General features: G+C 44.9%; 19 protein-coding genes. 12 read left to right on the top strand and 7 right to left on the bottom strand.

Features of this window, described 5'->3' with window-relative positions; translation table 11 throughout:
* Window positions 1–107: 107 nt before the first annotated feature.
* Window positions 108–716 carry a TetR/AcrR family transcriptional regulator C-terminal domain-containing protein gene (locus AB4484_RS16600; protein WP_372079332.1) on the bottom strand — a complete coding sequence of 203 codons (609 nt, stop codon included), beginning with the start codon at window positions 714–716 and terminating at the stop codon, window positions 108–110.
* A 167-nt stretch (window positions 717–883) separates the two neighbouring features.
* On the opposite strand from AB4484_RS16600, the gene AB4484_RS16595 reads away from it, so the two are divergent.
* Window positions 884–1,870: a glycosyl transferase family protein gene (locus AB4484_RS16595; RefSeq protein ID WP_372079330.1), complete on the top strand. Its 987-nt coding sequence runs from the start codon at window positions 884–886 to the stop codon at window positions 1,868–1,870.
* Window positions 1,871–1,968: 98 nt separating this feature from the next.
* On the opposite strand, the gene AB4484_RS16590 is transcribed toward AB4484_RS16595, so the two are convergent.
* Both AB4484_RS16590 and AB4484_RS16585 read right to left on the bottom strand, forming a co-directional pair.
* The gene (locus AB4484_RS16590) at window positions 1,969–2,253 is read right to left on the bottom strand and encodes a hypothetical protein (protein ID WP_048616818.1); all 285 of its coding nucleotides are present in this window, start codon (window positions 2,251–2,253) and stop codon (window positions 1,969–1,971) included.
* A 168-nt stretch (window positions 2,254–2,421) separates the two neighbouring features.
* Complete coding sequence (locus AB4484_RS16585; protein ID WP_372079328.1) at window positions 2,422–2,655, bottom strand: hypothetical protein; 234 nt, start codon at window positions 2,653–2,655, stop codon at window positions 2,422–2,424.
* Between the two features lie 303 nt (window positions 2,656–2,958).
* Here AB4484_RS16585 and AB4484_RS16580 point away from each other — a divergent pair, with 303 nt between their 5' ends.
* From AB4484_RS16580 to udp, 4 genes are all read left to right on the top strand, one after another.
* Complete coding sequence (locus AB4484_RS16580) at window positions 2,959–3,375, top strand: CBS domain-containing protein (protein WP_048609359.1); 417 nt, start codon at window positions 2,959–2,961, stop codon at window positions 3,373–3,375.
* Window positions 3,376–3,570: 195 nt separating this feature from the next.
* Window positions 3,571–5,034 (top strand): MATE family efflux transporter, encoded by a 1,464-nt coding sequence (locus AB4484_RS16575; RefSeq protein ID WP_050622025.1) that lies wholly within the window; start codon window positions 3,571–3,573, stop codon window positions 5,032–5,034.
* 153 nt (window positions 5,035–5,187) lie between these two features.
* A complete protein-coding gene (locus AB4484_RS16570; RefSeq protein WP_372079326.1) occupies window positions 5,188–7,545 on the top strand; it encodes a zinc/cadmium/mercury/lead-transporting ATPase in 2,358 nt (785 codons plus the stop codon).
* Between the two features lie 282 nt (window positions 7,546–7,827).
* A complete protein-coding gene (udp, locus tag AB4484_RS16565; protein ID WP_017632176.1) occupies window positions 7,828–8,586 on the top strand; it encodes a uridine phosphorylase in 759 nt (252 codons plus the stop codon).
* A 225-nt stretch (window positions 8,587–8,811) separates the two neighbouring features.
* On the opposite strand, the gene AB4484_RS16560 is transcribed toward udp, so the two are convergent.
* Together AB4484_RS16560 and AB4484_RS16555 are read right to left on the bottom strand one after the other, a co-directional pair.
* The gene (locus AB4484_RS16560; protein WP_017065293.1) at window positions 8,812–9,978 is read right to left on the bottom strand and encodes a DUF1887 family protein; all 1,167 of its coding nucleotides are present in this window, start codon (window positions 9,976–9,978) and stop codon (window positions 8,812–8,814) included.
* A 197-nt stretch (window positions 9,979–10,175) separates the two neighbouring features.
* The gene (locus AB4484_RS16555; RefSeq protein WP_048614565.1) at window positions 10,176–12,167 is read right to left on the bottom strand and encodes a methyl-accepting chemotaxis protein; all 1,992 of its coding nucleotides are present in this window, start codon (window positions 12,165–12,167) and stop codon (window positions 10,176–10,178) included.
* Between the two features lie 277 nt (window positions 12,168–12,444).
* Here AB4484_RS16555 and hinT point away from each other — a divergent pair, with 277 nt between their 5' ends.
* The 7 genes from hinT to AB4484_RS16520 all read left to right on the top strand — a co-directional run bounded on the left by hinT (window position 12,445) and on the right by AB4484_RS16520 (window position 19,023).
* Complete coding sequence (gene hinT / locus AB4484_RS16550; protein ID WP_017065295.1) at window positions 12,445–12,795, top strand: purine nucleoside phosphoramidase; 351 nt, start codon at window positions 12,445–12,447, stop codon at window positions 12,793–12,795.
* Window positions 12,796–13,092: 297 nt separating this feature from the next.
* Window positions 13,093–14,484: a COG3014 family protein gene (locus AB4484_RS16545; protein ID WP_372079324.1), complete on the top strand. Its 1,392-nt coding sequence runs from the start codon at window positions 13,093–13,095 to the stop codon at window positions 14,482–14,484.
* Complete coding sequence (locus AB4484_RS16540) at window positions 14,484–14,867, top strand: YcfL family protein (RefSeq protein WP_017060222.1); 384 nt, start codon at window positions 14,484–14,486, stop codon at window positions 14,865–14,867. The genes AB4484_RS16545 and AB4484_RS16540 overlap by 1 nt, the downstream gene beginning before the upstream one ends.
* Window positions 14,868–14,953: 86 nt before the next feature.
* Entirely contained in the window at window positions 14,954–15,544 is a 591-nt protein-coding gene (gene lpoB / locus AB4484_RS16535) for a penicillin-binding protein activator LpoB (RefSeq protein ID WP_372079322.1), read from the top strand.
* Window positions 15,545–15,717: 173 nt separating this feature from the next.
* Complete coding sequence (locus AB4484_RS16530; RefSeq protein WP_372079320.1) at window positions 15,718–16,572, top strand: phosphotransferase; 855 nt, start codon at window positions 15,718–15,720, stop codon at window positions 16,570–16,572.
* A gap of 108 nt (window positions 16,573–16,680) precedes the next feature.
* Window positions 16,681–17,220: an alpha/beta hydrolase YcfP gene (ycfP, locus tag AB4484_RS16525; RefSeq protein WP_372079318.1), complete on the top strand. Its 540-nt coding sequence runs from the start codon at window positions 16,681–16,683 to the stop codon at window positions 17,218–17,220.
* Between the two features lie 513 nt (window positions 17,221–17,733).
* Window positions 17,734–19,023: an NAD(P)/FAD-dependent oxidoreductase gene (locus AB4484_RS16520; RefSeq protein WP_009847154.1), complete on the top strand. Its 1,290-nt coding sequence runs from the start codon at window positions 17,734–17,736 to the stop codon at window positions 19,021–19,023.
* A 111-nt stretch (window positions 19,024–19,134) separates the two neighbouring features.
* Here AB4484_RS16520 and AB4484_RS16515 read toward each other — a convergent pair whose 3' ends face one another.
* On the bottom strand, window positions 19,135–19,680 hold the full coding sequence (locus tag AB4484_RS16515; RefSeq protein WP_372079315.1) for a GNAT family N-acetyltransferase: 546 nt from the start codon (window positions 19,678–19,680) through the stop codon (window positions 19,135–19,137).
* 137 nt (window positions 19,681–19,817) lie between these two features.
* Window positions 19,818–20,585 (bottom strand): peptidoglycan binding protein CsiV, encoded by a 768-nt coding sequence (locus tag AB4484_RS16510; protein WP_065584352.1) that lies wholly within the window; start codon window positions 20,583–20,585, stop codon window positions 19,818–19,820.
* Window positions 20,586–20,609: the final 24 nt, after the last annotated feature.

Genomic DNA, 20,609 nt, shown 5'->3' with positions numbered 1-20,609 from the left:
GAAGTTTTACTGAGTCGTAATGACGAAAGTGGGTTGCAGTATAGGGAAAATAACAGCGGATACCAGTGATGGTTTTATTGTGGTTGAATTCTCGTCAACCACCAAAATCACGCCTGATACTGTTTAAGGAACATCTCGACACTTGAAGTAATGATCACTTGTTTGTGCGCAGCATCCGGTGACGGCACATGACCAATGATTTGCGGCCAAAACGCAAAAGACTTAAGCAGACCAATGAACTGCGTGGAGGCGAATTGTGGGTCAAGATCGATTAAACGACCGTCTGCCAATGCGGCTTTAATCCAGGTTGTAAGTCCACTTTCTGCTTGGGAATATTTTTCCATCGCTTGATGCGCCAGTTCGGCGTTATGGAAATACTCAGAGAACAGTACACGTGACAGGTCGATGAAGCCTTCAGACTCAAGTAACTCAAGTTCTTGATTGGCTATCGACGAAAGCTGTTCTTCAAGTGGCAGTTCTGCTTGATAAGGGAATTGCGTCGCGGCCAGAGTTTTGCTCCAAATGCTCTCTAGAATCTCATCTAAAAGCAGCTCTTTGCTGGCAAAGTGATTGTATACGGTGCGCTTTGATACTTCTGCGCGACTCGATATTTTATCCATGCTGGTGGCCTTGTAGCCATGCTCAGTAAACTCTGCGATAGCAGCGGCAACGATCGATTCACGTTTTCTTTGGCTCAGCGTTTTTTTTACAGTCATCGGGATACTACTCAATATGTCGCGGTTAGCATTGCATACGCTAATTTTACACCAGTAAGTTTACTTTTAGAACACCAATCCGCGTATTGGTAATTAGGTCGATAGCCACTGAATCGCTTTGCAATGCACTGTGGGTATCATAGAATCGAAAGTGTATTCGAATTTTATTGATATCAACGGAAGAGAATAAACAATCAATGAGTAGTATTTTAGAGTGTATTCGTACAGTTGGACGAGGAGAAAGAGGGCGTAAGCCTTTATCGTTCGAACAAGCCTACCGCATCATGGATGAGTATTTAAGCGGAGGAGTCGGTGACGACCAAATGGCTATGCTACTGATGCTGATTCGTGTGCAGAATGAAACTAATGAAGAGATCGCTGGCTTTGTAAAAGCGTTTCAATCTCGAGTGCCAGATTTAGGCGCTGATATTGATTGGCCGTGTTATGCAGGTAAGCGTAACGATAACGCCAGTGGCAAGCCTTGGAACTTGTTGGCTGCAAAAATCTTAGCTGACAATGGCTATAAAGTGTTAATGCATGGCTATATGGATAAGCCGAGCGGTAGGACGCACGTTGAAAGCCATTTGCAAGATGTCGGTGTACAAAGTGCTGAGAACCCTGAACATGCAAAGTCGATTCTTGAACAAGACGGCATTGCTTATTTACCGCTAGCTAACTTTGCGCCCGAAGCACAAACCATGATTGGTTGGAAACACCGATACGGTTTGAGAACACCAATTAACACGGTAGTTCGAGCATTGAATCCTGGTGGTGGCCGTTTAGGTCTGCGTGGCAGTTTCCATCCTGGTTTCCCACAACTTCATGCGGAAGTTGAGCATGTTATTGGAAACAAATCCCACTCGGTGATTTCATTCAAAGGGATGAACGGTGAGTCGGAATATAATCCTAAAGTTAGCCAAACGGTGTGGATGAGCTCTCCTGACAAAGTCGAATCGTTCTACTGGGAAGAGATGATGAACCTAGAGCTGCCACTTCCTAGCCAATGTGTACTTGGTACGTCGACTGAAGAGATGGCGCTAATGGCGAATACCGTTGTCGACAGCATGACAGCTATTCTCTTTGCAGAAACGCACGATAAAACTGAGGCATACCAGAAAGCGGTGCGCCTGTGGCATGAGTATTGTGCGCGTTAGATGGTGGTTTGTAACCAATGAGAGAAGGTCAGCGAGCGCTGGCCTTTTTTATGCTTAATTTCTAGTAATGGTTTTTCGTGAACGCCCAAACAATAGCGCTACTTCACTCGCATCAAGCGATGCATTTTGTCTTCGAACTGAATCTCAATCACCTGTGAGATTTTCATCTTATCAACACGATCAAGCATTCTCGCTTGGTAATCACGTTTCTTCATCCACTCTAGCGGTTCTTTAAATCCATCTTCATTAATCACAAACGATTGATCGGTAATGGAGTCTTCAAAGATATGAACCACCCAAATGCGTGATTGGAAATCCAATAACTCGCTAAAGTAACTTTTTAACTTAGATAATGAGTTAGATAGATACGTTTGAGAAGACATAGTAAACCGTATTTGGACAATAAAAATCGGCAAGGGCGCCGTCTGATCATTATAACTTTACCCGTTAGGCTTGTCAGGTCGAATTCGGCAGCCATTCACGCTAATGCTTTGCTATTGCTACTGTGGCTGCCAGTTAGTGATTAATTAACCAAATCAGTGTCGGATTCACTATTTTACGAATAGGCCGAAGTCGATCTCTTGTTCTCTTTGATATTTCACCAGCTTCACTTTTAGGTCGTGTTTTGCTGCTAAATCAATGGCTAAGCATGACATGCGTTTTATCTCATCAACGCAGCTTGATATGAGCGGTTTTTCTTGATTATCGATAGTGGCGATGAGTGTGTTTTCTGTACCGTCGTTACCTGCGTAAACATACGCGTACATGTTGTTGTCGTGTCGCATAAACTTCCTAAATCGGGATTTCTAATTATTAGTGCGGTGAAGATTACAGGGTTTATTTACGCAGGCTAGTTCGGCTAGGTAAGCTTAAGCAAGGGAAAGTAAGGCTTTGTAAGGGCTCTTTTTTTTCTTTTTTCTGGCGTTCGAAAACGTGCTCAACCCTTTGTTTGTCTCACTTTTTTGTCTTGTTAGGTTTTGCCTATCAATAAAATTGTTGAAATCCATTTAGTAAAATCAAGATTTTAGACAACAATTAACTTAACAAGATAGAAAAATATATGACGCAAAGTATTTAGGGAGAACGCAATGCATTCTATTAAAGTGAAAGATTACATGACGCAGCAGGTTGTGACATTTACTCCTGATATGCCGTTAAGTCTAGCGTTAGACAAAGTGATGCGTAGCCACCATATGGGTGGACCCGTAATCGATGATAAAGAACAAGTGATTGGCTTCCTTTCTGAGCAGGATTTACTCGAGAAACTTGTGAAGGTCAGTTACTTCTGCCAAGACACACACCTTGTGGGTGACTGTATGTACCAAGAAGTGCTGTCGGTGTCACCTGACTTATCCATTATTGAATTGGCGGACATGATGCAGGTTGGAAAACCTAAAGCATACCCTGTGATAGATAATCGAAAACTGGTGGGTATTATCACCAGAACCGATGTTTTGAGAGCAATCGGCAAGAACTTGGAAGAATGCTTCAAACATCAGGTATAGTAGCGTGTTAAGAACGATTATTTTTCTCAATACCCTCAATTGAAAAAAGGCGCACTAGCGCCTTTTTTCTGTATAGCGCTTTTCTTGGTCGATCCTCTCTTTGTGGATCCCTAGCCTGTTGAACTGTTGAACTGTTGAACAGTTCAACAGCTGATTGGGCTTTAGCTCTTGGGTATTCCAACTCTTGGAGGTTTCATGTCAAATCAAACGGCAAAGTTTGTTGAAGGTTCAACGATGCGCCACATATTGGTGATGTCGGGGGCTGGCTCTGTCGGTTTGATGGCGTTATTTGTGGTCGACTTACTCGACATGCTGTTTATCAGTATGCTCGGACAGGTCGAATTGGCTGCTGCGGTAGGCTTTGCAGGTACGCTGACTTTCTTTTCTACCTCCGTTTCTATCGGTACTTCCATTGCCATGGGTGCATTAGTGTCCAAAGCCATCGGCTCAAAGAATCAAGAGCACGCTCGAAACCTAAGCACCAGTATCATGCTGACCGCGTTTGTTATCAGTTCAACCATAACTGCAATCATGTTCGCTTATATTCCAGAGCTGCTAGCTGCGATAGGCGCCAAAGGGATTGCGGCCGAGCGTGCTCAAGCTTACCTACAGATTTTGCTACCAAGTGGTCCATTTTTGGCGTTAGCGATGGCGGCGGGTGCGGGCTTAAGAGCGGCAGGCGATGCTAAGCGTTCGATGTGGGCGACTTTGTCGGGCGGGATTGTTAACGCGATTCTCGATCCTCTGTTTATTTTTGGTTTTGGCTGGAACATTGAAGGTGCAGCTATCGCTTCGGTTGTTGCTCGCTTCTCAGTACTATTCTTTTCGCTTTATCCTCTTATTCGCAGCCATCAGCTGGTGGCTCCCCCTTCTTTTGTGCAATGGCGCCTTAATATTCGACCAATATTGGCGATTGCGCTGCCTGCGATTATCACCAATACCGCAACGCCTATCGGTAATGCGATTGTGACAACGGGTATCGCACAATATGGTGAGGATTTTGTCGCGGGCTTTGCCGTGATAGGTCGTCTGACGCCAGTTTGTTTTGCGGTTATCTTTGCTTTGTCTGGCGCTGTGGGGCCAATCATTGGTCAGAACTTTGGTGCCGAACGCATGGACAGAGTAAAAGAAACACTCAACAACTCATTGTTGGTTACTACGGCATACACCATCGCTGTTTGTATTCTGTTGTACTTCGTTCAAGGTTATGTCATTCAAGGCTTTAGCTTACAAGGTGATGCAGCAATCATTGTGGCGGCTTTCTGTACCTATGTGGCGTTAACCTTCACCTTTAACGGTGCGCTATTTGTTGCCAACACCTCTTTTAATAACCTAGGTAAACCGCTTTACTCGACAGCACTGAATTTGGGTAAAGCGACGTTAGGTACTCTGCCATTCGTCTATCTAGGTTCGGAGTGGTATGGCGCTTTGGGTGTTCTTTATGGTCAAGCTTTGGGTAATGTTCTGTTCGGGATTTTAGGTATCTTGGTGCTTCGACATCATATCGCTGAGCTGATGCAAGGCTCTCAAGTCGACCCTGTGGAAGATGATGTGTCGATTGTCAGCTTGAACACACAGCCATTCTGTTCACACGATGCGGTGCTTATTGATGATGTATCGGCTAACCGTGAAGAGTGTGCGGAGCTTAAATCTCATTAAGGCATCGGCGCTGGCATAATATTTTTGTTTTCTTGAAAACTTCTTCTTGACCTTGGAGTAGCCTCCAAGGTTTATACTTTTGATGAACTTAAGGTTCTGTTGCTCGTGAGTTAGCAACAACCTCAAGGCTTTTGAGTATTAAGGAGATACATTATGTGCGCAAAACATGCAGCGTGCCGCTCAGCAAAAGTGGACGTTCAACCTCAAGCGGCAGGAGCAAGTTGCTCTAGCCCTAAAATTTCAAGCATCACAGCAGCAGGTACTTCATCTGGTTGTTGTAGCTCTTCTGCTGCTTCGTCATCGTCTGGAGATGATTGTTGTAGTTCGTCGGACAGTGGAGAAGAAGACAGTCAGTCCTCAACCTTATCTCTCGACGCCCAATTTTCGAAAAGTTGGCTGGTTGCCGGAATGGACTGCCCAGCTTGTGCAAGAAAAATAGAAAATGCAATCAGCAATATTGACGGTGTTATTCAAGCGAAGGTTCTCTTTGCTACCGAAAAGCTGGTTGTGAAATTCGATAATCAAAGCCTTGCCGACACCATTGAACAGGTCTCTATCAAAACGGGTTTCCCTCTTACGGAAGTCGGTTCAAAGAAAGAAAAACAACAACCTGAGACTTTTTGGCAAGCTCATATCCAACCTAATTTACAGATTATCGCGATTGCAGCGGCAATGCTGATTGCTGCGCTTCTGAAAAGTACCTCTCCTCAATTAAGCGAAGGCTTGTTTACGGTAACTTGTCTGCTTGGTTTATATCCGGTGGCGAAGAAAGCGGTTCAGCTGGCACGTTCAGGTACACCGTTTGCTATTGAAACCTTAATGAGCGTTGCCGCGCTGGGTGCTTTGTACCTTGGCGAAACTGCGGAAGCAGCGATGGTTCTATTGTTGTTCTTGATTGGTGAGCGCTTAGAAGCGTTTGCTTCATCAAGAGCAAGAAGTGGCGTTCAAGCGCTAATGGCATTGGTACCAGAAAACGCAACCAAGATCATCAACGGCGAGCGTGTAGAAGTAGCAGTCAGTGAACTGGTTCCCGGTGATGTGATTGAAGTGGCCGCGGGCTCTCGTTTACCTGCTGACGGGCAATTGATTACAGACGCGGCAAGCTTTGATGAAAGTGCGTTAACCGGTGAATCTGTTCCTGTTGAACACATCGAAGGCAATAGCATCATGGCTGGCGCTGTGGTGGTCGATAAAGTGGTTCGTATCACCATCACTTCAAAACAAGGTGAGAACGCGATCGATCGCATTCTTCATCTGATTGAAGAAGCAGAGTCTCGTAAAGCACCACTAGAGCGGTTCCTCGATAAGTTCAGCCGTTGGTACACACCGTTAATGATGATAGTGGCTCTGTTGGTGATCATCACACCACCATTGTTGTTTGCGCAGCCATGGGAAACATGGGTATACCGTGGCCTAGCGCTGTTATTGATTGCTTGTCCGTGTGCCTTGGTTATCTCGACTCCTGCAGCGATTACCTCTGGCTTAGCAGCGGCGGCGAAACGTGGCGCGCTCATTAAAGGCGGCGCAGCGCTAGAGCAGCTTGGTAAAATCCAAACCATCGCCTTCGATAAGACAGGCACACTGACCGAAGGTAAGCCTCAGGTTACGGATATTCAACCTCTATCGGGGTGGCAACAAGACGCGATGCTGCGTGTGGTTGGGGCGATTGAAGTTGGCTCTACTCACCCGTTGGCGCAGTCACTTGTCGCTAAAGTAAAAGATCTGAATATTGAGATTCCTGAATCACACAATAAGAAAGCGTTGATTGGTAGTGGTGTTGAAGGTGATGTTGATGGTGTTAAGTATCAGGTTTTGTCACCGTCTAAAGTAACGTTCGAACTTGGTGCCGATGTGGTTTCTCAGGTAGAAGCATTAGAAGGCGAGGGCAAGACGGTTGTGGTTGCTCTTGAGGTTAAAGATCAAGAAGAGTCAACAGAACAAGCTGCGACTGTGATTGGTTTGATTGCTTGGCAAGATACGTTACGTAGTGACGCTAAGCTTGCGATTGAACGACTTAATGACTTAGGTATTCAATCTATTATGCTGACCGGTGATAACCCGCGCAGTGCAGCAGCGATCAGTAGCAAGATTGGGATGCAGTACAAGGCAAGCCTATTGCCAAGCGACAAGGTATCTTACGTTGAGGAGTTATCTCAACAGTCGCACGTGGCGATGGTCGGTGATGGCATCAATGATGCGCCAGCAATGAAAACGGCGAATGTCGGCATCGCAATGGGCGGTGGTACGGATGTCGCTTTGGAAACGGCGGATTCAGCGCTGACTCATAACCGTTTAACTGAGCTGCCAGCGATGATTGAACTGTCGCAAGCGACCATGAACAACATTCGTCAAAACGTAGCCCTCGCGCTTGGTTTGAAGGGCGTATTCTTGGTGACCAGCTTGTTAGGTATTACCGGTCTGTGGGTGGCAGTTTTAGCGGATAGTGGTGCAACTGCATTGGTGACATTGAACGCATTGCGTCTGCTTCGATTCAAATCTAAAGCGGACTAAATTTAGCTCACCGACATAGAGCATTCTTAATATAAAAGCGCCTTTAGCGGTAATACGTTAAAGGCGCTTTTTGTCTCATTAGTATGCAACACAGGCGTGCGGATTGCTTATTTTTGTGATGCCAATCGGTTTTTTGTGAAACTTGAATTCTTGTTGCGATCATTCGTGTGACTCGCGTCACTTCATTTTGTAATGAGCTTGGTTAGAGTGTGTTCGTACCCCACGAATTTACTATGAGCTTAAATAAGGGTAAAAAGCCCAATAAGCCAAAAGGAGCGAACTATGTCTCAAGCTGTTTTCCACTTAGGTGTTACTGAAGCAGATCTTAACGGTGCTACTCTTGCGATCATCCCTGGTGATCCTGCTCGTGTGCAAAAAATTGCAGAAGAGATGGAGAACCCAGTATTCCTTGCTAGTCACCGTGAATACACGCTTTACCGCGCAGAGCTAGACGGCAAGCCAGTTGTTGTATGTTCAACAGGTATTGGTGGCCCATCGACTTCTATCGCGGTTGAAGAGCTTGCTCAACTTGGTGTTCGCACTTTCCTACGTGTTGGTACTACTGGTGCTATCCAACCTCACGTAAACGTGGGTGACATGATTGTTTCTACAGGTTCTGTTCGTCTAGACGGCGCTAGCCTGCACTTTGCTCCAATGGAGTTCCCAGCAGTGGCCGACTTTGAAGTTGCTACAGCAATGAAAGCGGCAGTTGAAGAATCAGGCGCAGCAGTTCACATGGGCGTAACGGCTTCAAGTGATACGTTCTACCCAGGTCAAGAGCGTTACGACACGTTCTCTGGTCGCGTTGTTAAGCGTTTCCAAGGTTCTATGCAAGAATGGCAAGACATGGGCGTTCTAAACTTCGAGATGGAATCTGCAACACTACTAACAATGTGTGCAAGTTCTGGTCTGAAAGCAGGTTGTGTTGCTGGTGTAATCATCAACCGTACTCAAAAAGAGACGCCTGATCACGACACTCTAAAAGTAACGGAAGCACGTTCAATTAAAGTGGTTGTAGAAGCTGCACGTAAAATGCTTTAAGTCTTAAAGTGCTCTGAGTTTTAGAGAGCATTAAGTCTTCAAGTGACATTAAATTTTGAAAATGGCCGCATCGAATGATGCGGCCATTTTTTATGTGCTCTTTGAGTGATAGAGATAAAGTAGACAAGAAAAGCATCAGATACAAAAAAGGCGAGTGACTTAATGGTCATTCGCCTTTTTAATAATCTGCTTAAGAGCATTGAGCTCTCATGAGTTTATTTGCTTTTAGTACTCTAGATCTTCACTGCCACCCGCAGCTGTAAACCATGCCGTTAGGTGTGTTTTAAGATCTTTCAATTCGTCAGGGCCAATCAGTGCAAGGCCAAGATCTTCTGCTCGTGTGATGTCGTTATGGCGAAGCGGGCGGAAGCTGACCAACATTGCACGCGCTTGTAGGCCACCTAGCAGGTCTCTAAGCGATTCCAGTTTGTACAAGGTATCATCACCATCATCACGCATGCCTTTGGTCTTACATTCGATGATGTGCAGCTTATTGTTCACCACTGAGGCAACATCAAGCTCGTTACGCACCTCACGTTCACCCAGTTGACGATACACCTGAACATTCAAAGAGCGATCTTGAATGGTCGGCATGTCATCTTGGATCTGCTTAACCGTGCTATGAACCAATGTTTCAAGCCATTCACCGTTTGAGAAACGGCGCGCGTCTTCATTAGCAAAAGTCAAAATACCGTTATCGTAAGTTGCAATTTTAGCTTCAACCAAATCGCTCAGTAGCATGTTGAGCTCGCGATAGCCTTGTTGCTTCTCAGATAGCCCTACATCAAGCTTCTGTTCTTTACGGCAGGTCGTTGCTAAGTAGTTCAATGTCGCAAGGCCAGGGCCTAATTCGAGTGCGTTACTTGCCCAACGTTCACCCAGTTCATAAAGTTTCTGATCCAGTTGCGGAGACAGCTGAACATCGCTGAATTCACCGCGAGCACCGAACACAGTCAGGTAGTCGTCGATAGTGATGCGGTCTTGAACCTGTGCATCTTCTTTACCATTTGGGTACAACCAGCACAGCTTGTCACTGTTTGGTTCAACCACGAAGATTGGCCAGTGGTAAGTACGGAATACTTCGTACACAGAAAGTAGGCGGTGACGAAGGCCACAACTTGCGTTGAGCTTCACTTCTTGGCCGCGTGCTTTGAGGTCTTCAGCAAGGGTTTGGATAGATTCTTTAATGACGGATGTATTTACGATGGTCGGAATTTCGAAAAACTCACTCGTAATGTCGCGCTTGTGCAAAACGCTGTCTAAACGTTTGTACATACTGACTTGATTTTTGTCGCCGATAAACACGATGTGAGTGCTGACCGTTCGGTTATCAAGTAATGGGGTGAGCAAGCGAATGGGGTCTTGATCGATAATGCCAACATGAACAGCCATATAAATTCCTTAATAGCGGCTCGCTCATAAAGGTGAAAGAAAAAACGGGAAGCAGCAAGCCTTAATAATCATATAATGACAAAGCTCATAAAAAACAAGGGCAACCCTTGATAAAAGTTGCCCTAGCTCAATTAGTTACCACTATTGGGTAAGAAGTCTCAACAATCTCACTAAATATCTATCGATTCTTCATTTATCTATAGTTTGAATTGATGTACTAAATCACCTTGCTGATTCGCCAGAATTGTTAGGTTTTGGCTTGCCTCTGCAATTGAAGACATCGCTTGGTAACTCTTATCTGCGATGTGGTTGATGTCTTCGATGTTGCGTGCGATATCACCAGACGTTTCACTCTGCTCAGCAGCTGCTTGAGAGATGTGTGTACTCATGTGGCTAATCTCTAGAATCAAGGCTTGGATCTCTTCCATCGCACTGTTTGCACTGGAAGCTTGTTGAACCGACATGTCCATATCGCTCATGCAGCTTTCAATGACGTTACTTGCCGTTTTCGAGCTTGATTGCAGATTGCTGATCATAGTCTCGATTTCAGAGGTTGATTGAGTGGTCTTCTGTGCTAGCACTCGTACTTCATCAGCAACGACTGCAAAACCACGACCTTGTTCACCTGCACGCGCTGCTTCGATTGCCGCATTAAGTGCAAGTAGGTTGGTCTGTTCAGCAATGCCACGAATAACGTCAAGGATTGAACCAATCTGGCTACTCATCTGTTGTAGCTCGCCTACAGCGCCCACTGATTCAGTAAGGCGAACCTCAAGCTGATTAATGGTGCTGATGTTGGTGTTCATGATCTGACGACCAGATTCAGAAGCCGATTCTACTTGTTGAACCATGCTTAGTGAGCTTTGTGCGCTGTTCGCCACTTCTTGTACAGAATGAGACATCTCTGTCATTGCGGTTGCAACGGTCGCGGTTTGCTCGCGTTGACTGTTCAGTTGAGCCTGCGTTTCTGTAGAGGTTTTTTGGTTAACGCTTGCTGTCTTGGTTAGGTCATCTGAAGCGTCATTCAGCTTCACAAGGATGTTGTGCAGGTTGTCCGCCAAGGTATTGATGTGACGGCTCACACGGCTGAATTCGTTGTCGTAGCGAATATCAATACGCTGAGTCATATCACCTTCAGTTAGACCTTCTAATGTACCTAGGATGCGAGTTAATGGCTCTCGTACGCTATGTGCAATGTGGTAACCAATTGCAGCTGCGAACACGGTTACAACAATGCCAATTGCAATCGCGTTGAATAGGCCTTTGTCGTAGATGCTGCTTGCGTCAGCGAGTGAGGAGTTGAGTTGCTCTTCAGCGGTCACGTTGAATGAGTCCAAAACAGCCATCGCTTGGTCAACTTCTACGGCTAAGTTGGCGATGTTCACGTATAGCGCTTGCTTGGCTTGTAAGTAGTTGTTGTGTTTGTCTAGTACGCCACCTTTCTGACCAACGTCTTTGGTGAACTTCTGAACTGACTCATCGAAGACATTTTTAAGTGCTGGTAGTTGTGTTGATAGACCGCGATAAGCGTAGTTAAGATGAGTAACGGCCTTTTTGTTTTGGTTAACGGCTTTCTGAACGAAGGCAACGTCAGAGCTAGCAAGCGCATCAGAGGTGATGACCTCTGCGTCTTGCAGTTTGATGAAGTAGCTCTTTGCCATCACTTTTACAGAGATGCTTTTTTGGTCGGCAACGTACTCTTTCATGCCAACGGTTAATTCTGAATGTAAACGTTGGAAGTCGCGAGAGGCTTTTTGTACTTGTTCTTGTGCTTCGAACATCGCAACGTAGTTGTTCATCGCTTCGTCAGCTTCGGCGAAGTAGCGTTCTTCCATTGCTCTTAATTGCGCGATACGTTCAACAAGTGAAGCATTGTTTTGGCTTGCCGCTTCTAAACTACCGAGAACTTCTGAAAACGAGTTTTGTGATGCAGCAAATTCTGTACGCATTGCAGACATGCGTTCAGCGTTTTGTGTGGTTAAGAAATCTTTGAATGACTTATCAGCAGAAAGCAATTGAACACTTGTTTGATTTGAAAGCGCGACAAGTGGCAATGAGGTTTCTGAGACACTCTCAAAATTGCTGTGTATCTGATTCATGCTGTTCATCATGATGGTTATCGTGACTGCGAACATGATGATGATCAGTGCGAAACCAGCGTACATACGCTTGATCACAGATCCCTTCATGGCTTTCTCCCTAAATAAAAATGCAGACCTAATGTCAGGTCAAAGTAAAACTAACAAAATTGTCAGCATTCTATTGAGCTCGGCTTACGCGTTTTATGACGCACACGTCAAAAATAACGCTTAGTTATAACCAAGATGCCATTCTTGAGAGCTAAGGCTCGTTTTCTTTGATTTGAACGGTGTTTTTTATTATGCTTTAAAGCAGATTTATTGTGGTTTGATGCGGCATAGCGCATACTCAAAGCATTAAAAAATAAATGTTTTATCGGAGAGAAACATGGCTGAAGAAACCATTTTTACTAAGATCATCAACAAAGAAATCCCAGCAGATTTACTATACCAAGACGATTTAGTAACCGCATTTCGCGATATCAACCCTCGTGCGCCAAGCCATATCCTAATCATCCCAAACAAGCTGATTCCGACAACCAACGATGTTGAAGTCGAAGATGAAGCGATGATGGGGCGCATGTTTACCGTTGCTCGCAAGTTAGCAAAAGAAGAAGGCATCGCAGAAGATGGCTATCGTCTTATCGTGAACTGTAACTCTCACGGTGGCCAAGAGGTTTATCATATTCACATGCACTTGGTTGGCGGCCGTCCACTTGGTCCGCTATTGATGAGCTAACTAAAAAGTTAATGAGCTAATGAAAAGCTAACGAGTTAATGAAAGCTAATGCGCTAGTTTAAACGCGCTCATTAGCGGGTTAACACAAGTAGTTAGTTGGAAAATTTGTAGTTTGTATGCCAACTTTAAGTTCTATCTGTTGTCTGAATGTCGGCATCGCCTAGGCAGAGGCTATATCAGTAGGGTTTCAACTGGCTTGAGATCCTTTTTACAACGCGTTTCGTTTTGATAATGAGACCATTAAAGGTCAGCAGACCCTAATAAAGTTGGCATTTTAAACATGCACGGAGACGATAAGTGAAGCAACAGTTTAGATTCGCTTCCATTGCCCTGTTATCGGCGTTGACAGTAGGTTGTGCGAGTATGTCTGCAGGAAGCCTGTTCAGTCATTACAGCGCACAGAACAAAGCGATCTACCAAGCCGTTAAATCTGGAGATTATTCAGAGGCTCAACAAGAGCTACCAGATTACGCGGCAGGCGACATCCTTGATAACTTTGAAAGAGGCAGAATTAATCTGCTGGATCAAAAATACCCTGAAAGTAAGGCTTCGTTTGAAGTAGCTGATCAGGCGGTGACAGAGCAGCAACGCAAAGCCGTGATCTCAATCTCAGACAGTGCAACCAGTGTGGGTGCGTTGGCTGTGAATGACAATATTACCGAGTATGTGCCAGCCGATTATGAGTTGGGCTTTCTTCATCTGTATCTCGGTTTAAATTACCTCAAGAAAAACGATTTAGAAGGTGCGGTGATCGAAATGCGTCGCGCCAACCAAGTTCAAGAGCAAGCGAAGAAGCAACGCGAAGCTGAGTTAGAGAAAGCAGCCAGCGATGCGAAGAAGCAAGGCTTGTCTGCCAATGTGGGTAGCATCCTTGCCAATTACCCTGATGCGGGTAAGAAACTGCAGTCAGTACAGAATGCGTATCTGATGTTCTTGTCTGGTCTGCTTTATGAAGCTTCAAATGATTTAAACAGCGCCTACGTTGACTATCGTCGTGCTTTGGCTGTGATGCCAGATAACCAAGAAATCATCGATAGAACCATGGCAACAGCAGCTCGTTTAGGGATGCGACAAGATTTAGCGACATTAGAAAAACGCTATAAGCAATCTTCTAGACTTAGTGCAGGTAAAGGGCGAGTGATTGTTCTTCAAGAGCAGAGCGCTGTACAAGCTATGGACAGTTGGCGACTAGATTTACCTGTTTATGACAGTCGCGATCAGGGGGCAATATACTCTCTTGCGCTGCCATATTACCCAAGCCAAAACGTAGAGCGTTTTTCTGCCTTGCGAATCAGCGGTCAACCGTTACAAGAACACTTGATCACTGACGTAAACGCGATGGCGCAGAACGATTTATCGGAACGTATGACGAGCATTGTTATTCGCCAAGCGCTACGTGTCGTCGCGAAAGATCGCATTCGTAAAGAAGCAACCAAAGGCGATGATGTCGGTAATATTCTGTTCAACGTGTGGAACACACTGACAGAGCAACCAGACACTCGCAGTTGGCAATCATTACCTGCAGAGATTAAGAGCAGCACGTTTGTAGCAAATAGCGGTCAATATACGTTGGAAGCGGGCGCTAAAACGTACGACTTTGATATTCGAGAAGGGCAAACCACCTTGGTGTGGATTTCTCGACAAGGAAACAACGCAACAATGTGGCATAAACAGCTAGGGAGGCTGTAATGAAAAAGTGGTTAGTGAGCTTAGCAGCGGTTATGGCTCTGGCTGGTTGTGCTGATAATACAGCTGGCGTAAGGGTCGATAGTCTGACTCAGAACGTTTTCTTTGGTGACAAGGTATTGGGCAGCCGCTTACAGGTTGAAGATATCCGTACCGATCTGGTTGATGGTCATACGCGCGGAATCGTTCGTTTAAACAGTAACTATAAGGGCGATCAACATATCCTTTATCGTTTTTACTGGTACGACGATGCCGGGCTTGAGGTCAACCTAAAGCAAGGCCCTTGGAAGCAAGCGATTGTTCGTGGTTTTGAAAGTATTTCGTTGTCGGAAGTGTCGGTAAACCCGAAAGCGACTCAGTTCAGAGTCCAGTTCCGAGAGCAGTAAGTTAGATTAAACGGGTCTCATGATTCGTAAATACAAGAATTTAAGAGTGTGGGTAACCCCGCTCAGTGATAAGTTGAGGAAACAAAATGAAAAAGAGTGTCATTGCGCTACTAGGTTTAGCGGTTATTTTAGGCGGTTGTTCAAACAAGGTAAGCTACGGTGATGCACAAGCAGTAGAAACCACGACAATCGATTTCGGTTCAACTGACCTTCAAACGATTGCGGGTGAAATGGTCGATAGCATGATGGCGTCTGGTTCTGTGTCTTACATTACTCGTGAACAGCGTCCAATCGTGTTTGTAGAGCGAATCAAGAACAAAACAAGTGAGCACATCGATACTGAGTCAATCACTGACACTATCAGTACTAAGATGTTGAACTCTGGTAAGTTCCGTTTCGTTGATATGGACCGTGTAGAGTCTGTTCGTGACCAATTGAACTTCCAAAACAACGATGAGCTTGTAAACCAAAGTTCAGCGATTCAATTCGGTAAAATGGCTGGTGCTCAGTACATGCTGTACGGCAACCTATCAAGCATCGTTAAGAAAGCGGGTAGCGATGAAGACGTGTACTACAAAATGACGATGCGTCTAATGGATCTTGAGTCTGGCTTGATTGAGTGGGCTGACGAGACTGAAATCCGTAAGCAACAATCTAAGAGCCTACTAGGCCTTTAATTTCGCTTACTTGCCAACTATACGCGGCCAGTTTTGACAGCGTATAGCTTGGTCACACACCAATGCAGTGCATGATGTGCTGCTTATGAAGAGACACTGGCTTTTGGTCAGTGTCTTTTTTGTAGGGAATGAAGACGTTTATAGGGCAGTTAAGACGTTTATAGGGAGTAAATATGGCAATTTTTTCTTGGTCTGAGGCTAAGCTTCTTGATACCAGTTTGAGTTCGCTTGACGGTTACTTTTCTGAGGCTCCAGTTAGAGCACAGACATTAACAGGCGGTTTGACCAATCGATGTTGGAAGTTGGTTGATGCCGATGGTACTGCGTATGTTTGGCGGCCAACCACACCTATCACCAAAGCGTTCTTCATCTCTCGTCATGAAGAGTACCAAGTGTTGTCTGCCATTGAGCGACTCGGTATCGGGCCAAGCCCAATGGTAGTGAATGAGCAAGGTTTGTTGGTTGAATGGATTGCGGGTGAGACACTTTACGAAGGTCTAGAACTCGATGACCTGTTGAAAACGCTGATCTCTGTTCATCTGGTTAATACTGCGCGATTACCACTACAACCATTCAGTTTCACGGCGCGAGTCGACCATTACTGGCTGCAGCTTGATGCGATTCATAAGACCGAAGCCTGCACTAAGATTTATCAAGAGTGGCGCGTAGCTCCGAGTATTACCAATGTTGACCTGTCTTTGTGCCATTTTGACTTAGGTGGTTATAACCTAGTGAGAAACAGTGGCGGTATTAAGATTATTGATTGGGAATACGCTGCGCTCGCAGACCCTAGGCTCGATTTAACATTAACCATTGCGGTTGCTGGCGTGCCAGTCACAGAAGCGGTTGAGAAGTATTGTCAGCTGCGAGGTATCCATGATGTTCAGCCTTGGCTTGACGGTGTAGAAGCATGGTTACCAAGAAGCCAGATGATGGCGATGCTATGGTATTTACTTGCTCACCAGCTTTGGGGCGATGAAAGTTATCTGCGTGAAGCGGAGGCTCTGAGTCACACTTTATGTAGCTAGGATCACGTTTAGGAAGTGAAAAATATAATTTCTCAGCTGTTACCTTTAAAACCTTGTTTTTCGTGTTAGATTGATCAAAACGTACCAATATTCAACGGGGGAGGTACAATGATTATCTATCTACATGGCTTCGACTCAACAAGCCCGGGCAATCACGAAAAAATACTGCAGTTGCAATTCATTGATGATGACGTTCGTTTCATCAACTACAGTACTTTGCATCCAAAACACGATATGCAGCATCTGCTAAAAGAAGTGCATAAAGTGATAGAGCAATCCGATGATCCGCATCCAATTATTTGTGGTGTAGGTTTAGGTGGTTTTTGGTCTGAGCGTATTGGTTTTTTATGTGGGATTAAGCAGGTGGTGTTCAACCCTAATCTGCACCCTGAGGACAACATGGTAGGTCGAATTGACCGTCCAGAAGAGTACGAAGACATCGCAACTAAATGTGTTGCTCAATACCGTATGAAAAACAAAGGACGCTGTTTAGTGGTGCTTTCTCGTGAAGATGAAATTCACGACAATACCAAAACCGCTGCCGCGCTAGAAGATTACTACGATGTAATCTGGGACGAGAAAGAGAGTCATAAATTCAAAAAGATCTCTCAACATCTTCAAGCAATGAAAGCGTTCAAAAACGCTTAATCAATCCAGATGTTTTATAAAAGCAGTACTCATTTGGGTGCTGCTTTTTCACATCTGAATCTTAGAGATTGGTATTGATAAAGTAGTTGTATATGTTTTATCGGTCGGTTTGCGCATTTATAGATCAGTTTGCGCAAACGTTAACTAATTAGTCGCGAATCCTCATTGAGGGTAAGGATTTTTTTGTTGCGGTCATCTTTTTGCTATATATAATGTTCCAAAGCAAAATATTTTGACAAATATCAAAAAAAATTGAGAGCGAGTGAAAAAACTTGCCCATAATTTGTGTTCTGCCTCTCAGGTAGTCATCTTTTTTATCCATGTGAGCAAAGCAACAAACCAATATTTGTTGTTTGTAATCCCTCTAACTACTCGGTGAGCTGTCGTTATTCTTTTTCGCGGTAATCCAATTTGTAACAGCCTTCGCATTCAAGGCCGAGTAGATACATAGAATTTATCGGTTGGAGTAATCGAGCCGAACCCCATTTATTCATTTTGTAGAGGATTGTCATTGTGACAAAAATTATCGTAGTAGGCGGTGGTGCTGGTGGTTTAGAACTAGCAACTAAGCTAGGCCGCACTTTAGGTCGTAAGAAACGTGCCCAGATTACTCTGGTAGACCGTAAAGCAAGCCACCTATGGAAACCATTACTTCATGAAGTAGCAACGGGCTCACTGGATGAAGGTGTTGATGCACTAAGCTACCGAGCACACGCAAAAAACCATTACTTCGATTTCCAAATGGGCAGCCTGAACGACATCGATCGTGAGCGTAAAGTGATTGCACTAAGCGAGCTTACAGACGAGCACGGTGAATTGCTGATGCCAAGCCGTGAGCTTGAATACGATATTCTTGTGATGGCGCTAGGTTCAACGTCAAACGACTTCAACACTCCAGGCGTTCGTGACAACTGTATTTTCCTTGATAGTCCAGAGCAAGCACACCGTTTCCGTACAGAAATGAACAACCAGTTCTTAAAGCTTCACGCTAAGAACGGTCAAGGCACGGTAGACATCGCAATTGTTGGTGCTGGTGCAACAGGTGTAGAGCTTTCTGCAGAGCTACACAACGCAGTTAAAGAGCTTCGTACATACGGCTTCGGCGACTTAGATTCAAGCAAGCTGAACGTAAACCTAGTTGAAGCGGGTGAGCGTATTCTTCCAGCTCTACCTCCACGTATTTCAAGTGCAGCACACTCTGAGCTAACCAAGCTTGGTGTGAACGTTCGTACGAATACGATGGTGACTCAGGCGGATTCTGACGGTCTAACAACCAAAGATGGCGATAAGATCCCAGCTCAAATTATGGTATGGGCGGCAGGTATCAAAGCACCAGATTTCATGAAAGATATCGGTGGTCTTGAAACGAACCGTATCAACCAGTTGGTTGTGAAAAACACACTACAAACGACACTGGATGACAACATCTTTGCTATCGGTGACTTGGCGCAATGTACACAAGCAGATGGTTCGTTCGTTCCGCCACGTGCACAAGCGGCTCACCAAATGGCAAGCTGTGCATTTAGCAACATCATTGCTAAGTTGAACGGTCGTGACCTGAAAGATTACATCTATAAAGACAAAGGCTCGCTAGTTTCACTTAGCCGTTTCTCTACGGTAGGTAGCTTGATGGGTAACCTGACGAAAGGTTCGATGATGGTTGAAGGTCGTATTGCTCGTGTGGTTTACATCTCTTTGTACCGCATGCACCAGATGGCGCTTCACGGCTTAATCAAAACATCACTGATGATGCTGGTTGGTCGTATTAACCGTGTACTTCGTCCAAACCTAAAGCTTCACTAATCAGGTAAGCCTTCTCAGGGCATTACGCTGATAATAAAAAAGAGCTCTTCGGAGCTCTTTTTTGATCGTGTCGATTATGTGCTATCGCTGGTATTGAACTTATCTCTGCTGTTAAGACGTTGGAGGTAGCACAGAATAAACCACGCCATCTTTTGGCTTACCGTTAAACAGAAATCGATTCTTGGCAATGGTTTCTCGTTCTGCGCCACACTTCTCTATCAACTTTTGGCTAGGTAGGTTCTCGGTATCGCAGACAATCTCCAAACGCGTTAACTTGAGTTGCGCGAAGCAAAATTCAAATAGGGCGAGCATTGCTTCTTTGGCGATCCCTCTCCTTTGAAAGTCATCACCGACCCAATAACCTAAACTCGCCATATTAAAGGTGTGGTAAAGCTCATTAATGGCAACCATACCGACTAACTTATCGCTTTTTCGTTCAAAGATGCCAAAGCCAAACGCATCGGCTTTCACCCAGTTCAGGCGAGTCGCCAGAATAAACTTCTCGGCTTCGACGATAGAAAACTCGCTATGACACCAGTCGACCCATGGCAACAAGCTAGGGGAGGACTTAATCAGCTGAGAAAATTCTTGAGCATCTGAGGCCTCAATGATTTTAAGGCTAAGGTTTTTTGTGTTGATCTGAAATTCAGGGCTCATAAGACGTACCAAGTAACGTGTAAGTACTGAACAAAGAGAGTCAGTACAGAATAAAGATAGATAGCACTTAATAAAACGCCCTCACTAGGAGGGCGGATTGAATTATTTATATAATTATAGCCGAATCGGCAAGTAACTTACTGCGCTACACGTCTAACTTGAATCACCATTCCAAGAAGTGGGTGGTCAAGGTAGTGAGTTTCTGTACTGCGCATACGACGTTTTTGGTCCATGCGGTAGCTCTTAAGGAACTCTTGGACTTCAACCGTCGGAGAAATTTCAGTTAGGTTGCCCACTTGGACGTTGCTTTCTGCGCCACTTACTGGTGAATCTAGCTCGATTTGTTGCTCTTGTAGAGTCACTTCACGAACGCTTGGCGCTTTTAAGTCCAAGGTCGTTTCAGCGTATAGGTAATGCTGAACGTAGATTTGCAGCTTGCCGTCTAATTCGTAGAGTGGCTTATCAATGGTCTCTTCTTGGAACCCATCAGCGCTGCCTGCAGTGATTGTGCCTTTTTCAGAGCCATCAGCATTAAATTGTTTAGAGAAATCTTTACCTGCTTGAATGTGGAAAACAGGGGCAGAGCTCTTGCCTTGGTCGCCTTGACGCCAAGCGGTATGCATCAGAACTTCAAAGCCAGCGTGTTTACGTAGCTTGTCTTTCTGAGGCGTTAATTTGTATTCCGAGTAAGGCAACATCTGTACGCCTTTCTTTGCTCGGTATTGGGTATCTTGAAATGAACCAACACGCTCAAGTGAAATCTTAGGCTGTGTATTTGGCCAAGATTCGTTCACCTTCTCTGCATCAACAGCGCGCTTAAAAATGATCACTTCTATATCAAATTGTCTCTGCGCCAAACTTGGCAGTGAGACGAACAATAGTAGCAGTGGGATCAGTCTTTTCATTTTTACTCCGTCTTCCAGCCGAAC

The sequence above is a fragment of the Vibrio sp. 10N.261.46.A3 genome (assembly GCF_041472995.1).
Taxonomy (GTDB): Bacteria; Pseudomonadota; Gammaproteobacteria; order Enterobacterales; family Vibrionaceae; genus Vibrio; species Vibrio coralliirubri.
This window is presented reverse-complemented; position numbering and strand designations above follow the sequence as displayed.

Bases quoted from the DNA above. Each gene is read 5' to 3' on its own strand.
- AB4484_RS16510 (WP_065584352.1), bottom strand. From the start codon at position 20,585: ATGAAAAGACTGATCCCACTGCTACTATTGTTCGTCTCACTGCCAAGT.
- AB4484_RS16580 (WP_048609359.1), top strand. From the start codon at position 2,959: ATGCATTCTATTAAAGTGAAAGATTACATGACGCAGCAGGTTGTGACA.
- AB4484_RS16540 (WP_017060222.1), top strand. From the start codon at position 14,484: ATGAAAAAGTGGTTAGTGAGCTTAGCAGCGGTTATGGCTCTGGCTGGT.
- AB4484_RS16600 (WP_372079332.1), bottom strand. From the start codon at position 716: ATGACTGTAAAAAAAACGCTGAGCCAAAGAAAACGTGAATCGATCGTT.
- AB4484_RS16530 (WP_372079320.1), top strand. From the start codon at position 15,718: ATGGCAATTTTTTCTTGGTCTGAGGCTAAGCTTCTTGATACCAGTTTG.
- lpoB (WP_372079322.1), top strand. From the start codon at position 14,954: ATGAAAAAGAGTGTCATTGCGCTACTAGGTTTAGCGGTTATTTTAGGC.
- AB4484_RS16590 (WP_048616818.1), bottom strand. From the start codon at position 2,253: ATGTCTTCTCAAACGTATCTATCTAACTCATTATCTAAGTTAAAAAGT.
- AB4484_RS16560 (WP_017065293.1), bottom strand. From the start codon at position 9,978: ATGGCTGTTCATGTTGGCATTATCGATCAAGACCCCATTCGCTTGCTC.
- hinT (WP_017065295.1), top strand. From the start codon at position 12,445: ATGGCTGAAGAAACCATTTTTACTAAGATCATCAACAAAGAAATCCCA.
- AB4484_RS16585 (WP_372079328.1), bottom strand. From the start codon at position 2,655: ATGCGACACGACAACAACATGTACGCGTATGTTTACGCAGGTAACGAC.
- ycfP (WP_372079318.1), top strand. From the start codon at position 16,681: ATGATTATCTATCTACATGGCTTCGACTCAACAAGCCCGGGCAATCAC.
- AB4484_RS16555 (WP_048614565.1), bottom strand. From the start codon at position 12,167: ATGAAGGGATCTGTGATCAAGCGTATGTACGCTGGTTTCGCACTGATC.
- AB4484_RS16575 (WP_050622025.1), top strand. From the start codon at position 3,571: ATGTCAAATCAAACGGCAAAGTTTGTTGAAGGTTCAACGATGCGCCAC.
- AB4484_RS16515 (WP_372079315.1), bottom strand. From the start codon at position 19,680: ATGAGCCCTGAATTTCAGATCAACACAAAAAACCTTAGCCTTAAAATC.
- udp (WP_017632176.1), top strand. From the start codon at position 7,828: ATGTCTCAAGCTGTTTTCCACTTAGGTGTTACTGAAGCAGATCTTAAC.
- AB4484_RS16570 (WP_372079326.1), top strand. From the start codon at position 5,188: ATGTGCGCAAAACATGCAGCGTGCCGCTCAGCAAAAGTGGACGTTCAA.